Below are 15,876 nucleotides of genomic sequence, written 5' to 3'. Positions count from 1 at the left end.
GTTATGGTTCACACGGCAAGGGCCATGACCTGTTCCTGTGAAGCATCTTGCACTTCGGTAATCTCACCGGCAATTCTCCCGCGTCGCATCACCAGGAGACGATCACACATTCCGAGCAATTCCGGCAATTCGGATGAAATGACGATCACTGCCTTTCGAAGCGAGGTCAGCTCATTAATCAGGCAGTACATCTCATATCTGGCGCCGACATCGATACCGCGAGTCGGCTCATCGAAAATAACAACCTGCGATTCGGCTTCCAGCCAACGTGCCACAAGAAGTTTCTGCTGATTGCCACCCGAAAGCGTTTCTGCGTGCTGCTTCGGATCTGCCAACCGGATTCGCAATGCATCAACATGATTTCGGAACCGCGATCTCTCGAGACGGTCATTTATCCAACCTCTTTGCGACCACCGGCTCAGATTACCCAGCGCGAAATTATCTTGAGCTGACAGCTTCAATACGAGTCCTTGAGTCTTCCTATCTTCTGTCAGGAGACATATCCCCGACCTGATTGCGTCACGAGGCGACTTGATATCAACCATTCTGCCATCAAGCGTCACCGATCCGGTGTTCGCCCGGTCAGCACCGAATATCAATCGTGCGATCTCTGTACGCCCAGAGCCCATCAGCCCAGCCAACCCAAGCACTTCGCCGCGATGCGCAACGAATGTTATATCATGTACTCTGTCACCAGAGAGATTTCGGACTTCGAGTCCATCGCGTATTTCTGCACTTTGCCGCGTCGGAAATTCATTCTCAAGCGAGCGTCCGACCATGAATTCTATCAGTTGCTGACGCGACAACTCGCTCTTCTCACGGGTCGTCACTACCGCACCGTCGCGTAGGACCGTCACACGATTCGCAATCTGCAATACCTCTTCGAGACGGTGACTTATGAAAACAATGCCGAGCTTCTGCCGAACAAGCTCCCGCAGGATATCAAACAGACGTGCAACTTCCGTCGGCGACAAAGCGGCTGTAGGTTCATCCAATATCAGAATACGGCAGTTGCTCACAAGCGCCCGCCCGATCTCGACCATTTGCTGTTGAGCGACACTGAGGGACCGAACAAGTGCATCGGGATCTATCTCCACACCAAGTCTTGCCAGTACATCAGCCGCAATTCGTCGCTCATTCCCATCATTGATGATTCCTGCAGTGGTCCGCTCCTGACCAAGGAATAGATTGGCATGCACCGAGAGAGCGGGTACCAGCGATAATTCCTGATAGATGGCTTTCACGCCGAGACGCATTATTTCGAGCGGATTTCCGAATGATACTTGAGTGCCATCGACCATAACCGATCCGTTGTCGGGAATGTGGACGCCAGTCAGAATCTTGACAAGAGTGCTTTTGCCGGCTCCATTCTCACCTACAAGAGCATGAATCTCGCCGGAGCGCAGATCAAAAGATATATCACGGAGCGCCTGGACTCCGGGGAAAGACTTCGTCAATTCAAGCGCGGCAAGCAGAGGGTGGCTGTAGCGCGTGGGAATTCCATTGGAAGAATCAGAATGAACTGACATAATTCACTAATCATCGGCCGCTGTGAAGAGACCGCATGGAATCAGAATTGCAGGTGGCACGGTCTCGCCGGACATATACATCTTCACAGCTTCAATTGTCTTCCGGCCGATTTCACGCGGCTTCTGGATGACATCTGCATAGATCCGACCTTCAGCAATGGCAGCCCTTGCCTCAGGAACGGCGTCAAAACCCACCAATTTGATTTCGTTGACCTTTCCGGCTTTCTCGATAGCTGCAAGTGCACCGAGTATAGTGTCGTCATTGATTCCGAAGATGGCTTTAAGGTGCGGATGAGCCTGGAGAATATCCTCGGCAGTCCTAAACGCTTGGTCCTTCACACCGTGACCTGATAGTCTGGCTACTATCTTGACTTCGGGGGCAGTGGACATCTCCTCCTCGAATCCACTGACTCGCTGGATGACGGACTCCACCTCCGGATGGTCGATTATTGCAACTTCGCCTGCGCCGTTGATGGCTTCGATTATTGCCTGCGCAGCAAGCCGTCCGCCTGCCACATTGTCGGAAGCAACATGTGTAACTACCTTGACACCTTCGGCAAGACAGGCAATATCCGCAGTAAAGACAGGGATACCGGCGTCATTTGCCGCTTTTATGGAAGTCCCTATTGAGCGCGAATCACACGGTGAGACAATGATCGCATTGACACCTCGGACAGTGAAGTCCTGAAGTTGGTCCTTTTGGTGAGCGACGTCGAATTCACCGGTTGTGATGATCAGTTTGTAGCCATTTTCATCAGCCGCCTCCTGCAAGCCTGCCTCCAAATCCTGATAGAACGGATGGGTACGAGTGAGCAGAGAGACACCTATTGTCAAGCCCGCCCCGAACATAGTCTTTGCTTCCTCTTTAAGATCGCTTTCATTCTCCTCGCCGCAGCCGAACAACAGTAGACTTGCAACGATCAGAGACGTTGTGACTTTCAAAGGATTTGGATGCGACATGATGGTTACCTCGATACTTGCTCGGTGTTGGAGCCGCCTCTGTAATGATTTCAATCAAATCAGTGAGAAGATAAGTTCTAACTCCGGTATCCGCAAGTGGTTTGAGTGATGACGACTTGCAGAGCATCCCAAATTGATCTGGAAAGATGCTTATCAGGATCAGGAATGCCGCACAGAAGCTCGATCGTCTGGAGCGGCAAGGAGCAAGGGCATCAACGAATCTATGGAACACATCACCCACTGTGTTCACTGCAGAACTTAGCTTTCTGACAGAAACTGATATTGCGATATCTTAGACAATAGCTTTCAAAAACATGCCGCCAAATTTCCACAATGCTGCACCGAGTGATAAAATGATTCCTCCATTAGCGCAGACAGCAGAGGGAGGGAAAGAGTCAAACTGCGATGAAATGCCGAAATGGATTCTGTCGAGAGGGAGCCAGCATCAGACGAGCTGCGTCTTCAGTTGCAGAACACTACTCCCACTTTGCCTGAAGATATACACTCCCATCGTGAATTGTCAGAGGACTACAGCGCAATGGCAGTGGTCGCCGATCCTGTGGATGAACCAGGATCGTTGGTCACAAGATGGGCACGACATCAGATTTGGCGGGTTTCGCGCTGCTGCAACTCGCTGACAGTCACACGCTTTCAGTTTCGGTCGCGTCATGAGGCGGCGGTAGCAATGTTCGAGTCCGATAAACGGGGGTTGACGAGACTCGAACTTCGAAATGTGCCGGATATCAGAACTCCAGCTTATCCACGGCATCTGACAGATGGTCTGGTGCAAGGTAGGCGTAGATCATCGTGGTTTGGATATCGGAGTGGCCCATGAGTTTTTGAACACTGGGGAGAGCGACGCCCTTCATCATGAGGTGACTGGCGAATATGTGGCGAAGGGCATGAAGCTGAGTGAGATTCTCGATGCCGGCTGTCCTTGCGATGCGAATCAGTTGTTCTCGCAGCTTCATTCGGATCTTGCCGCCGCTCTTGTCAGGGAATACAAAACTGCTCTTGATACCTTGGTCATTCTGCTGATTCAGGTTGGTTAAGAGGTCGAGTAACTTCTGACCGACTGGTATCTCTCGTTCACCCGTCTTCGGATGCCAGAAGTCTTTCTTGCGGATCTTGATTTTGCGGCGCTTTAGATCGATATCTGCCCATTCGAGATTCTCCAGCTCGGCCTTACGCATGCCAGTGTTTAGGAAGGTGAAGAAGATCGGGTAGAGGTGATCAGGGCTGTGCTCGATCAACAGCTGACATTCCTTCTCGGTCAGAAAGCGAGGTGTCTTGGAGTCCTTTACTTTCAGTCGATCAACAGCCTTCGTAGGATTCTCTTTCAAGTATCCCCATTTGATCGCAAGGTTGAATATCGTTCGGAAGACATCAATCTCGAAATTGATCGTGTGTGCTCTTGCGCCTTTGCGAGTGTGATCGGTGATATCATCATCCGATTCAACTTTGCCACCATTCGGATTCACCCATTCGTTTTTGCGACCGACCTTGTATTCATCGAGCAATCGTGGGTTGACCTGGGACAGAAAGACAACATCCTGATGATCCTTCAGGAATTCGTTGAAGTGATCAAGCACTGCGCGGTAACGAGTGAATGTAGCTGGTGAGTTGTTTGCCTGAGAGTATTCCAAGAACTGAGCCAGGAGCTTCTCGATGGCGATGTCATTCTTTGCGAATCCGAACTCGTCTCTGGCAGCCTTTACCTCAGCATCCTTGAGGGCAAGCACGGCGATTTTCTTTGATCTGCCAACCTTCCTGCGGATACGTCGGCCTCTGACATAGAGGTCAACATACCAGGTTTTTCCTCGTCTGTAGATAGAACCCATGAGAACGACTCCTTTTCACTGGTCACATCTTGCGCACACGAACTTCATAAGTCCAAGAAGGATAGTCATAAGCCTATGTCTAGGATAATCTTACAGGAGCCGCAACAAATCAAGCGGAGAGGCAGGGATTCGAACCCTGGATACGCGTTAACGTATAACTGCTTAGCAGGCAGCTGCCTTCAGCCGCTCGGCCACCTCTCCGTCATATTCAAAAGGCTTTCCAGTATAACAATAGCATCGGCACTTGGCAACAGGAAAGTGATCGAGAAATGTGATCGAGAAATGTGATCGAGAAAGCTGCGACATCTCTGCGACTAATCACAGGAGCACAGGTCCAGCGCTCACTATGAATGGCGGGCAGATTGCTACGCATCGCTGACGATCGCGTTTGGGCGTACTCTTTGGTAGACCTCAGATGAGATAGATTCGAAAGCTCATGACAGCTCCGAATATGTCGGAGTCGAGAGATATCTTTCACCCGTGTCACAAATGATCGCCACAATCAGCTTGCCGGTGTTCTCTGGACGAGCGGCGACCTTGAGCGCACCAGCGACAATCGCACCGGATGATATCCCTGCCAGGATACCCTCTTCCCGTACGAGCCTGCGAGTTGTATCTACGGCTTCGGCATTCTCGATTGTGACAATCTCATCGATCAGATCCATGCGGAGAATGTCAGGCTTGAATCCGGCACCGATTCCCTGAATAGGATGAGGTCCCTTCTCACCTTTAGATAGAAACGGCGATGCAGCAGGCTCGATTGCTATAGCCTTGAATGCCAGCTTCCGTTCTTTGATCACACTTGCGACTCCTGTCAGCGTGCCGCCCGTGCCGACACCAGAGCAGAGAAAATCGATCTTACCATCTGTGTCATTCCACAATTCTTCAGCAGTGGTGCGCCGATGTATTTCCACATTGGCAGGATTCTGGAACTGATGCGGCATGAAATACTTCGAATCTGAGTTCGCTATCTCCGTCGCTTTGCTGACAGCTCCCGGCATCCCGTCGGCTCCCGGTGTCAGAATGAGTTCGCACCCGAAAGCTTTCAGCAGAGCTCGACGTTCGAGACTCATAGTGTCCGGCATTGTCAGCATGAGTTTGTATCCCTTGACTGCGCAGACAAATGCCAGGCCAACGCCGGTATTACCGGAGGTTGGTTCGATTATCACAGTATCCTTGCGGATTCTACCATCGCGCTCAGCCGCTTCAATCATCGAGAGTCCGATTCTGTCCTTCACCGATGAGCATGGATTGAAGAATTCGAGTTTTCCGACAACTGTGGCATTCAGGCCGCTGCTCAACTTGCTAAGCTTGACAAGGGGAGTTCCACCCACCAGATCAAGCATCGAGTTCGCTATTTTCATTGGGTCCTCCAGGTGTTCAGAGCCGGTAGATTAGATATGATACATTTCGTCCGCTTCCAGATCAAGCAATGCCAACACCCCAAGCGATTTGTCATTCATGTAATCTGAAACAAGGTGATATAGGTCTTCTCGGAGCAATGCCACGGCTCTTGCGCCAGATTGTTCACTGGTCTGAGCCGGCTGGTTTACCTCGTTGACCGATATCGTTACCTCCTCACGGATCGCGCGCCAGATGTCCGAAAGGCTAATCCTGTCGGGTGGAAAAGCCAGCTCGTATCCCCCGTTCTTGCCGCGCGAGCTGGTAACTATTCCAGACCTTTTTAGTAGCCCAAGAACCTGCTCAAGGTAGCGTTTCGAAAGCCCGGTAGCGTCTGCTATCTCACGCGCTCCTACGGGACCTTTCATTCCGGCCTTGCAGATTTCGATTAGGGCTGATATCGCAAAACTGAGTTTAGAACCTGCCATATTACGTTTCTCCTATCGGTTTATTGTAATAAATGTGAGAACTCGGTTTTGTCAACAATTGATTTGAGTTTCGAGGGCAAATTCTTTATGTTCTATGCCATTAGAGCAAGTAAGGATCGTTCAGGATGGACTGGAGAATAGCATGAGTAATACCGAGAAACGGAAATCATGGGCCGAGCCCTTCAAGATCAAGATGGTCGAGTTGCTTAGGATGACCACTCGCGACGAACGGGTGAAAGCTATCAAAGAAGCTGGCTACAATACATTTCTTCTGAAATCTGATGATGTCTATATCGATCTTCTGACTGATTCCGGAACGTCGGCCATGTCTGATCGCCAGTGGTCTGGGATGATGATGGGTGATGAGGCTTACGCGGGCAGCCGCAATTTCTATCATCTTGAGGAAGCAGTCCGGAAATACTATGGATATAAGTATCTGGTCCCTACGCATCAGGGAAGGGGCGCGGAGCACATAATTTCACGAATCATGATCAAGAAGGGTGATTTCATACCGGGCAATATGTATTTCACCACGACGCGTCTGCATCAAGAGCTCGCGGGCGGCGGTTTTGTTGACGTGATTGTCGATGAGGCTCATGATCCGACGAACCAGCATCCTTTTAAAGGCAATGTTGATATATCGAAGCTGGACAGGCTTCTGGAGAAAGTCGGCAAAGAGAAGATTCCATATCTATCGATAGCAACCGCGGTGAATATGGCGGGCGGACAGCCGATCAGCCTCGAGAATCTGAAGAAAGTCCGAGAGTGGTCGCTTAAGCATGGCATACCGATTATTCATGATGCTACACGTGTCGCTGAGAATGCGTACTTCATCAAGAAGCGCGAGTCAGGCTGCCAGGACAAGTCGGTCGCGCAAATTGTCAGAGAACTTTGCGATCTTACCGATGGCTGCACAATGTCAGCTAAGAAAGATGCGATGGTGAACATCGGCGGATTCCTGGCGGTCAACGACCCGGACTTATTCGATCAGGCTCGAAATATGGTCGTCATATATGAAGGACTTCACACGTACGGCGGGATGGCTGGCCGTGATATGGAAGCCGTCGCAATCGGTCTTGGCGAATCCGTGGATCACGAACACATTCGGGCGCGTGTCGAACAGGTAATGTATTTGGGAGGCAAGTTGCTCGATGCAGGAGTACCGATCGTAGAACCGATTGGAAGCCACGCAGTGTTTCTTGACGCGAAGAGATTTCTTCCGCATGTGCCGCAGAATGAATTTCCGGCGCAGGTGCTTGCCGCGGAATTGTATGTCGAAGCTGGAATCAGATCGATGGAGCGCGGAGTTGTCTCGGCAGGCCGCGATCCGGAGACCGGAGATCACCGCTATCCGAAGCTTGAGTTGGTGCGGTTGACGATCCCGAGGCGTGTCTATACGCAGGCGCATATGGATGTTACTGCAGAGGCGGTAATCGAGCTATACGAGAACCGTGACAGGATCAAGGGCCTTAAGATGGTTTATGAGCCGAAGTATCTCCGATTCTTCCAGGCAAGATTCGAGCCGATCTAATGGTGCAGATCAAAACAGAACGATTGTTGCTCCGGGATTTTGAGGCTGATGACTGGCATGCAGTCTATTCGTATATGTCCGACCCGGCGCATACGGAATACTATCATATTCCGGTTGGTGGTGAGGAGAATGTCCGCAGGCTGATAAATGAGTTCATTGAATGGAGCGGTGAATCACCTCGCCAGAAATACCAGTTGGCAATAGTCCTGCCCGAAGATGGTCGTGTCGTAGGCACGGTTGGCCTGCGTGTGCAGAATCCGGAACTTGGCGAGGCCGACCTCGGCGTCGGTCTGGACCCATCGGAATGGAGCCAGGGCTATGCTGTCGAAGCGGCAACCAGAATGCTGGAATTCGGATTCGATGAACTGAAGTTGCACAGAGTCCTTGCGGAATGTATCGCCGAGAACGACGCTGCATGCAAACTCGTGGATCGTCTGGGGATGAGGGAAGAGGGACGGTTCAAGAATCGCCGCTGGATGCATGACAGATGGTGGGACTCGCTGCTGTTCGCAATCCTCGATTCCGAATGGCGAGAAAGAAAGGAATAGTCTTTCGCGTCCCCATCCGGGGAAAGTCTCTAATTCGTGGACGGCACTACAGCTATTCCCTGCCCGAAGAGGCGAATCGTCTCATCATTCATGAGTGCCCATATCGTGTAGATGCCGAGCGCCGTTCCGAACGGTAGATCGATCAGATTCAGGAATCCGAGAACCAGCACGAAAATTCTCGCCCATGGTTTCCGCTTCAGCAGGAATATCCCGCCTATGATTCCCGGTACCGAAATGATTGCAAGAAATCCGGACACCGCGATAGCCACAATACTGGTTATCGCCATTGCCTCCGGATCACCTGAGACTAATCCACTGCCCGCAATGACAACGAGGATTACACCTGCGGCCAGCAGACCAAGCACTCCAAAGACAATGTAGAGAATCCCGATAATGGTGATATGCTTGTCCAAGCGCTACCTCCTCTTGTTTTGTGCGCCAGACGATGCTTACACAGGAGACTATAATCCGTATCGAATCATCGTCGTGAAGAAATATACCCGCTCAAATCCATACGTCAATGAGATGTCTTCAACGGATGTGGCGCACCCTGCCGGAGGACCCAGCTCTTTCTCTTACTTGAGGGTCGCCGGCATAGTTAACATCACCGCTGGAGCCTAGACGAGCCTCGAGGTCCTCAACTACCCAGATTGTGGCATCTCCGCTCGATCCGGAATAGACCTGCGCGGTGTTGCTCTCAAGTCTCTTGGCCATGTAATCGCCGGAACTGTTGATAGTGACCTCCTGCTCATCGACATGGCCACCCCAGATTTCTATGTCACCGGAGCTGCTTATATCGACAATGAGCATCTTGGCATTCAGACTCTCGAGCGTCACATCACCGGAACTGCTGATATCGATTTCAATATCCTGGGCAATCACTTCTCCGAGTTCGACATTGCCGGAACTGCTGATTCGTATATCGAGAGATTTGACTTCCAAATTGCCGGCCTGGAAATTTCCTGAGCTACTGATGGTAGCGCGGAACCGTTCGGTCTTGATGTCGGGAGCTTCGATGCCTCCGGAACTCGATATCTCGATGTCTTTCAGTTCCTTAACGGTGAGAAAATAGCGGATCGGTTTCCGTGGATGCAGACTTAACCGACTATTGTTATCAATAACGAGTGTGCCGCCATGCACTTCTGTATCGAAGTACTCGATCAGATTGTCCTCGGCCTCGATGGTCAGTTTCTCGGTATCTCCGATTTCGATATGAAGTGTGCCGATCGTGGCAAGCTCCACTCCGTCAATGCCGGACACATCACGATTCTCCGTTACCACCTCTCCCGAGCCACGGATTTTCCTGGCCGATGCTGTGATCGGCAGACTGACAATTAGCGCGATTACAAGAATTGAATGCAATAAACGCGAATACATGGTATACCTCCCTCTGCTCCGGCAAGCCTTGCCGTCGCCGAATTAATTTCAACAGTAGCAATCTTGTGTACGCAAACTCAGGCAGAAAAGTTGTCATAATCTATGTGCGAACGAAAGGGGGCTTGCGGCGTACAATTTCATGATATGTCACATCACTGATCCAACGTAAGGGCAGGACTATGAGGAATGGCACAAACCTTGCGAGCTGTCTTCTGCTTGCAGCCAGCTTGACAGCACCACTATTTGCACAAACGACCTCATCCGGGGCGGAGGCGGTATTCATCGAATATGTGAATGCTCTGAAAACCGGTGATCTGCAGGGAGCTGAACTTTGCTGGCTTCCTGATGAGATCGAGAATTCCCGGCGGTTGAACATAAGCTACGCTGGGACGGTCCCAAAATACGACTGCGCCTCTCCTGTGATCTCCAATCTTGAGAAGATAGTATCGAGACATGTTGACGTTTCGGTGATCGGCGTATCCGATTGTGCTGACTATTCTACTTTGGCAGTCCATCTGACAAGCGGCAGCGACACCCTGGAAACCACCTACTATGCAGTAGAAGCGGAGGGAAGCTGGATGCTGATTTCTCGACTCTGTGCACTGACTCGAAAATGGAATCAATTGGAAACACGATACGCACGTGTACACTTCGCTGACAGCAGCCTGATCAACAGATTTGCTCTTCAGGCGCTGGATGAGGCCATAGAAAAGATCGCGCGGACCCTCGAGATTTCGGATGCGCGGATGCAGTTGCTTGCCGATCGAAAAATTGACTATTACATTTGTTCGAAGCCTGACTTCGAATTGCTGACGGGCCATAGTGCGCACGGAGTATGCGACCTGCAGTCGGATGCAATCATTGCCCGGCACCTCCCGCACACTCACGAGCTGGCTCATCTCCTGATCAATCTTGCTCTCGAAGAAATACCTCTGCATACAACGCCATTTATCCAGGAGGGGTTTGCTGTTTCGATGGGCGGTCGGTGGGGTAAGTCACCGGAAGTCATTATGCAGCTCGGATATTGCCTCCTTTCACGCAAAATATGTAATCCTGAAGATCTTCTCACATATGATGGTTTTTGCACGGTTATAGGGCTGGCCGATATCTCCTATCCGGCAGCGGGGATATTAGTGAGTTTGCTTATAGAACAGTGTGGAATCGATGGTTTCAAGCAGCTCTATCGCGATCTGTCAGGGTCTGATGAGACGGTGAGATCGTTCACGGTGGAACAGGTGAAGGCGGACCTGAAAGCGAGAACTGGATGGAGTTGGGAGGAGCTTCTTGATAAGTTAGATGCCTGTGCAAAGCAGTATGAGTCGAGCGGGTTGTACCCGAACGGCAACGACTTTTCCTCACTCCCCGGTTTCCATTTGGAGGCTGAGAACCTCACGATTAGCATACGGGACACCGGAGCAACCTATCGTATCAAAGTGAGATCAGACAGCGGTGAACCAAGCGGTATTCTATTGCTTGCGGATACATCGTCTTATGTGTCCGGGTCATATCGGAGCTGGATGTTCACGGAGCAACTTCCAGGGCATGAATACAACGGAGAGAAGTATGGCCTGGTGTTCGATGTCAACGAGGCAGGGCTCTATGATTATTATCTCAATCTGCTGAGTGCGAAGTATATCACCATGTTCTCGCCGGAATCATCATATTGGAATCCGGAAACGAAGACAATCAGCATAGTACTGCAGAAATCGTTTCTTGAGAAAGAGCTTGCCTATTACACGTTGATTCTGACCCCGAAAGATTGAGAGCAGGCTGGATTGCTGCTCAGCATGTGTACGAATGATTGACTTGCCAATTATCCGGCAATGTTCTTAATTCAAAGCAAAGAATGGAGATATTCACTGAATACTGATAGGCACAGTATTGAGGGAAGCTTGCGCTGATATTATATGTCATACAGTATTGCAAAGAGTCTCAAACTGATCACAATCGCGGTCGCCGTATCGTATATATTGCTCTTCCTGTTTGTATCTCTCAGTAGAATAGACTATGAATTTGAGCTCGAATATCTGGAAAGTGGGTCGATTCTGCAGACCGAAAGAATTGTGGCTGGCGAAAAACTGTACGTCAGCCCATCAATTGATTTCGTCCCTTTCATATATACGCCTGTATATTTCTACGTCTCTGCGCTAAGCACATACCTCATCGGAACCGGCTACTTTCCATTGCGTCTCATATCATTCATTTCCGCAATTCTCTGTTTCGTACTGATATTTCATACCACTTTGCATTCATTGTTAAAGTTTCATCCATGGGAAGAGTGTCAGGGATCTGAGTTCTGATGTGGAGGACAGATAGTGTTGTAGTGCCTCTACGAGTTGTACCTCTACCGCGTGGAGGCTCTTGAAGGCCTTGTTGGAGAACCATTTCTCCCGGATGTCGTCCCACAGATGCTCGACGGGATTCAGTTCTGGGCTGTATGGTGGCAACCAGTGCAAGGTTATGTTGTCGGGAATGTTGAGGCGTTTAGCTTTGTGCCAGCCAGCTTGATCCATGATCATTACCAGCTGTTCGTTGGGATAGCGACGCGATGCTTCTCCTAGAAAGAGCGACATCATCTCTGTGTTGACCCAGGGTAGTACCAAGCTGATCAATTCGCCGTCGAAGGGGCTCAAGGCGGCATAGGCGTAGCTGTACTCCCGCTCCACCTGGGCTAAGGCCACAGGACGGACACCGGCTGGCGCCCAGCAGCGGCGCACCTCGCTGATCCGGCCAAACCTTGCTTCGTCCATGAACATGATTCGCACCGGGATATCCTCCGCTTTTCGCGCACTGGCCGCGGCCTGTCCCGCAGCCATTGCCCGGCGAATCAAGTTTTTTTTGCCTTCTCCTGTTTCTGCGGGTCGCTTTTCGGATGTCTCTTGCGAGGCACTATCTTCCGCCAGCCGTGCCGGTGCAACAAACGATAAACGGTGGACGGAGCAACCTTCCGATTCACCCGCCCTTCATAGGCCTCTTTGATCTCGGTGACAGTAAGTACTCCGCCCGCTTCGGCCGTTCGGAAAAAGGGAGCGAGAAACTCCTTTTCTTCTTCCAGCGTCAGATAGGCGTGTTTGCGACCGCCGGGAGCGGGTCGCCGAAAGAGCAACTCCTTTTCCCTGATCCATTGATGCCAAATGACGTGGACGGTCTGAAGCTTGTAGTTCAGGGCTGCTGAGACCTCCGGGCCGCTTAGCCCAAGCCTCTCCCGCAACCAGACCACCTCCAACCTCCGCCATTCCCTGATGTTTCGAGCTTGCTTCTGGAGCACCAGCAACCGTTCCACCATCTCTTCCTTCATTATCGGCCTCCTTGACTTCAAGTCCAGCCAATATCATAATATAATTGAATAATGAACGCAACTTAGTATCAATTCGTGAGAAAGGAGTCGGGCAGTACATATGCGGGAGTCCTTGCTTGCTCTCTTTACGTCGCCACATATGATCTCACCGGAACATACTTCGATCTTGCGAGAGTTGATTCGCTCTTTATGCTGTGGATGCTCGGAGCACTGTACCTGCTGAGGCACTATCGAAATTCAGCTTCGTATTTTGCCGCAGGTTTGCTCTTCTTCCTCGCCTTCATGACCAAGCAGTCGGCACTGACCGTAGCCGTTCCGATAGCGATTTACTGTCTGCTTAGCAATCGAAAGAGATTCGCGATATTCGCCGGGATTTTGACGGTGACACTGGTTGCCTCAACATATTGGATGGACAGCATTCACGGAGGGTGGTATAGCTACTATGCTTTCGATCTCCCAAGTCAGCATCAATTCTGGAGCCTTCCGTTTATGGAGTTCTGGCCGCTTTCCATAATTCTCCCGATGTCCGTAGCCGTAATTGCAGCAATTGCATACATCCACAGGCTCATATCAAAATCTGATCGAGAGGCAACGTGGTATTATCTGTTGATGTCCATAGGCATGCTCGGAGCTTCGTGGATCTCGATATCTCATCTTGGGTCCGACAGCAACTCGCTGATGCCTGCGTACGCATGCATTGCTATCCTGTTCGGACTCGGTGTTCGGGAGGCGTTGCGGGCAGCGGCGACAGCTCTCCGCAATCACCGTTCGACCATCATTTCATATATCTACGTCGCCTGCATCATTCAGTTTGCCTCGCTCGTGTACAATCCATTTGATCGTCTCCCCAAAGACTCGGATGCTCTTGCGGGAGAGCAATTTGTGAGCATGTTGAGTGGCATGCCGGGAGATATTTACATCCCCAATCATCCATATCTGGCAGTGCAGGCAGGCAAACCACCGTACGCGCACAGCATGGCCTTAAGGGATATTCTCAAAGGGGAAGATGGTTCAATCAAAGCGCAGTTTACTGCGGAGCTACTTGGTGCGCTTGAAGAGAGGAGATTCTCTGTTGTTGTGCTGGACAACAAGCCGTGGTGGTTTGATGACGAAGTCGGAGAGTGCTATTGCCTCCTCGATACTACTGCAATAGCTGGATCCGATTTCTGGCCGGTTTCCGGTGCGCGTACCAAGCCGGAGAGAATATTTGGAGAATGCCCTTCAGATACGACTTCCTACTGAGCGGAGATGCTTTTCGAAATAGCACAAATTCAAGAGCTTAAATTATTGAACATTCTTGTCCTCAGGCCGTCATATATAGTAGTAGGAAGAGGGTGATGCACAAATCGCTTATTTTGGCTCTTGCGCTGCTAATAGCTGCGGTTATGTTCTACGGTTGCTCCGACGGCATTTCTGGAAGAAAGGGAGTGAACAAGATACTTGCGGGAGACACTCTCAGCCTTTCGCTCGGTGAAACTGCCTATCGGGAATCAGACCACCTCAGGATTAACTTCGAGTCAGTTCCATTAGAATCTCGCTGTCCAACCAGAGTGCAGTGTTTCTGGGCCGGAATAGCCAGTGCCAGCATTGAACTGACCAAATCAGGCCTTGGCACAGCGTCTGCATCTCCTTCAATCTCGGGAGGTGGATTCAACCCCCGACTTATGGGCATGCTCTCCGACACAGCGCTCGGATACCGGGTCGATCTGCTCTCGCTCATACCTTATCCGGAGTGGCCGGGTCCTATCGAGCAAAAACAATATGTTGCAACACTCAGAATTTCCGATTACGAATATCCTGATATCGACACTACAGTTATCATAACCGACTTACCACCAGAGATGATTCAGCTTGATCCCTTTACGCTCGGTTACGTCTCTGTCGCAAGTGACACTCTGAGTATCACCTTGAGTTATGGCGGCGGTTGCGGGAGTCACGATTTTCTGCTGTTCATGTCGCCGGATGCATTCTTAGAGTCATATCCGGTTCAGGCGAATCTCTATCTTCGTCACGATGACCATGACGATGCGTGCGATGCCTGGATAACAGAAACCAGAAGATTCATATTAACGCCTGTGCGGGATCGTTTCAATCAGATGTACGACAGCGGTGACTCGATTGTCCTCAATGTGTTCGAGTACTCCGAGTATACACCGCAGTCTCATCGGCATGCAGTCTATACTTTTTGAGACTTAACTCGGCCTGAGCCGATATTGGCCGGGAATCGATTGCGGCCAACGATCCACTCACCGCGCGTTTCCGTAGTATCGAATGCTCGATAGCAGGAGTGCGAAGCCGATTGTCAGGTACATTGGTGCGAGATAGATTTTCGGTATCGGTGAGTGGCGCATGATGTATCCCATCAGTATCATAATCGCGATCATCAGATAGCTACGCCTGTTCTGAAATGCGAATACGCAGACTTTGCTTTTCCCCGGAGACTGGGAGTATATCCTCTTCAGATTGGTGGTGACGAGCGTGGAGAATCCGAAGAAGTGAACGGCTGCTCCGACGGCGACGCCGATAGCAAGAGACACACCAATATTTCCGTTCCCGGATATCAGCCACTTGAGTCCAACCACTATCAGACTGACTCCGACAATCGACCAGACTGCACCCGCGAGAAGTACGAGTGTCTTTCTTTCTGCAGCAGGTGTCTTCATAGCTGTTGGACAAAATACGAAAAAGCAGTCGTTCGAGCAATCCCAAATGTAGACTTAGTTGGTATATGAGATCGCTCATGAGCCACTGGCGGTATCTTCCCAGTACCTTCCCCAATAATGTTGGCTAATTTGGCGTCCTGCAATCATGATCAAGGGATTGTTGTTTTTCGTAAGTGGAATTATCGGTTTTTGGAAGATGGGGAAACTCTCGTTTTATTTGATTTTGCACAGAGGGTCTCGCTGTTGTAGGCTTATTTGTCTGAAGAGAGATAAGGCCTTTCGGCACAACAGGAGCCCCAT

15 protein-coding genes and 1 tRNA gene are annotated in these 15,876 nt (G+C 50.6%); 5 read left to right on the top strand and 11 right to left on the bottom strand.

Annotated features, from left to right (window positions below):
- Window positions 1–8: 8 nt before the first annotated feature.
- From KKH67_12180 to KKH67_12155, 6 genes are all read right to left on the bottom strand, one after another.
- Window positions 9–1,529 carry a sugar ABC transporter ATP-binding protein gene (locus tag KKH67_12180; GenBank protein ID MBU1319937.1) on the bottom strand — a complete coding sequence of 507 codons (1,521 nt, stop codon included), beginning with the start codon at window positions 1,527–1,529 and terminating at the stop codon, window positions 9–11.
- A gap of 6 nt (window positions 1,530–1,535) precedes the next feature.
- A complete protein-coding gene (locus KKH67_12175) occupies window positions 1,536–2,489 on the bottom strand; it encodes a substrate-binding domain-containing protein (protein MBU1319936.1) in 954 nt (317 codons plus the stop codon).
- Between the two features lie 743 nt (window positions 2,490–3,232).
- Window positions 3,233–4,330: a tyrosine-type recombinase/integrase gene (locus KKH67_12170; GenBank protein ID MBU1319935.1), complete on the bottom strand. Its 1,098-nt coding sequence runs from the start codon at window positions 4,328–4,330 to the stop codon at window positions 3,233–3,235.
- A 114-nt stretch (window positions 4,331–4,444) separates the two neighbouring features.
- Window positions 4,445–4,531 (bottom strand) — tRNA-Ser (locus tag KKH67_12165).
- 233 nt (window positions 4,532–4,764) lie between these two features.
- The gene (cysK, locus tag KKH67_12160; GenBank protein MBU1319934.1) at window positions 4,765–5,694 is read right to left on the bottom strand and encodes a cysteine synthase A; all 930 of its coding nucleotides are present in this window, start codon (window positions 5,692–5,694) and stop codon (window positions 4,765–4,767) included.
- Window positions 5,695–5,724: 30 nt separating this feature from the next.
- A complete protein-coding gene (locus KKH67_12155) occupies window positions 5,725–6,159 on the bottom strand; it encodes an Rrf2 family transcriptional regulator (protein MBU1319933.1) in 435 nt (144 codons plus the stop codon).
- Between the two features lie 142 nt (window positions 6,160–6,301).
- Here KKH67_12155 and KKH67_12150 point away from each other — a divergent pair, with 142 nt between their 5' ends.
- Together KKH67_12150 and KKH67_12145 are read left to right on the top strand one after the other, a co-directional pair.
- A complete protein-coding gene (locus tag KKH67_12150; protein MBU1319932.1) occupies window positions 6,302–7,690 on the top strand; it encodes a tyrosine phenol-lyase in 1,389 nt (462 codons plus the stop codon).
- The gene (locus KKH67_12145) at window positions 7,690–8,238 is read left to right on the top strand and encodes a GNAT family N-acetyltransferase (GenBank protein ID MBU1319931.1); all 549 of its coding nucleotides are present in this window, start codon (window positions 7,690–7,692) and stop codon (window positions 8,236–8,238) included. Before KKH67_12150 ends, KKH67_12145 begins: the two co-directional genes overlap by 1 nt.
- A 29-nt stretch (window positions 8,239–8,267) precedes the next feature.
- Here the strand turns inward: KKH67_12145 and KKH67_12140 are convergent, their stop codons facing one another.
- The gene (locus tag KKH67_12140; protein MBU1319930.1) at window positions 8,268–8,651 is read right to left on the bottom strand and encodes a hypothetical protein; all 384 of its coding nucleotides are present in this window, start codon (window positions 8,649–8,651) and stop codon (window positions 8,268–8,270) included.
- A gap of 118 nt (window positions 8,652–8,769) precedes the next feature.
- The gene (locus tag KKH67_12135) at window positions 8,770–9,615 is read right to left on the bottom strand and encodes a DUF2807 domain-containing protein (GenBank protein MBU1319929.1); all 846 of its coding nucleotides are present in this window, start codon (window positions 9,613–9,615) and stop codon (window positions 8,770–8,772) included.
- Window positions 9,616–9,794: 179 nt separating this feature from the next.
- On the opposite strand from KKH67_12135, the gene KKH67_12130 reads away from it, so the two are divergent.
- Window positions 9,795–11,378: a hypothetical protein gene (locus KKH67_12130; protein MBU1319928.1), complete on the top strand. Its 1,584-nt coding sequence runs from the start codon at window positions 9,795–9,797 to the stop codon at window positions 11,376–11,378.
- Window positions 11,379–11,870: 492 nt separating this feature from the next.
- Here KKH67_12130 and KKH67_12125 read toward each other — a convergent pair whose 3' ends face one another.
- On the bottom strand, window positions 11,871–12,446 hold the full coding sequence (locus KKH67_12125; protein ID MBU1319927.1) for an IS630 family transposase: 576 nt from the start codon (window positions 12,444–12,446) through the stop codon (window positions 11,871–11,873).
- Entirely contained in the window at window positions 12,443–12,913 is a 471-nt protein-coding gene (locus KKH67_12120) for a winged helix-turn-helix domain-containing protein (GenBank protein MBU1319926.1), read from the bottom strand. Before KKH67_12120 ends, KKH67_12125 begins: the two co-directional genes overlap by 4 nt.
- A 75-nt stretch (window positions 12,914–12,988) precedes the next feature.
- On the opposite strand from KKH67_12120, the gene KKH67_12115 reads away from it, so the two are divergent.
- Window positions 12,989–14,155 carry a glycosyltransferase family 39 protein gene (locus KKH67_12115; GenBank protein ID MBU1319925.1) on the top strand — a complete coding sequence of 389 codons (1,167 nt, stop codon included), beginning with the start codon at window positions 12,989–12,991 and terminating at the stop codon, window positions 14,153–14,155.
- Between the two features lie 95 nt (window positions 14,156–14,250).
- Entirely contained in the window at window positions 14,251–15,102 is an 852-nt protein-coding gene (locus KKH67_12110; protein MBU1319924.1) for a hypothetical protein, read from the top strand.
- A 57-nt stretch (window positions 15,103–15,159) separates the two neighbouring features.
- Here the strand turns inward: KKH67_12110 and KKH67_12105 are convergent, their stop codons facing one another.
- Complete coding sequence (locus KKH67_12105) at window positions 15,160–15,576, bottom strand: hypothetical protein (protein MBU1319923.1); 417 nt, start codon at window positions 15,574–15,576, stop codon at window positions 15,160–15,162.
- Between the last annotated feature and the right edge of the window lie 300 nt (window positions 15,577–15,876).

It is taken from the genome of Candidatus Zixiibacteriota bacterium, assembly GCA_018820315.1.
GTDB lineage: Bacteria > Zixibacteria > MSB-5A5 > JAABVY01 > JAHJOQ01 > JAHJOQ01.
Note: the sequence above shows the minus strand (reverse complement) of the source record. Positions and strands in the feature narration are given on the sequence as shown.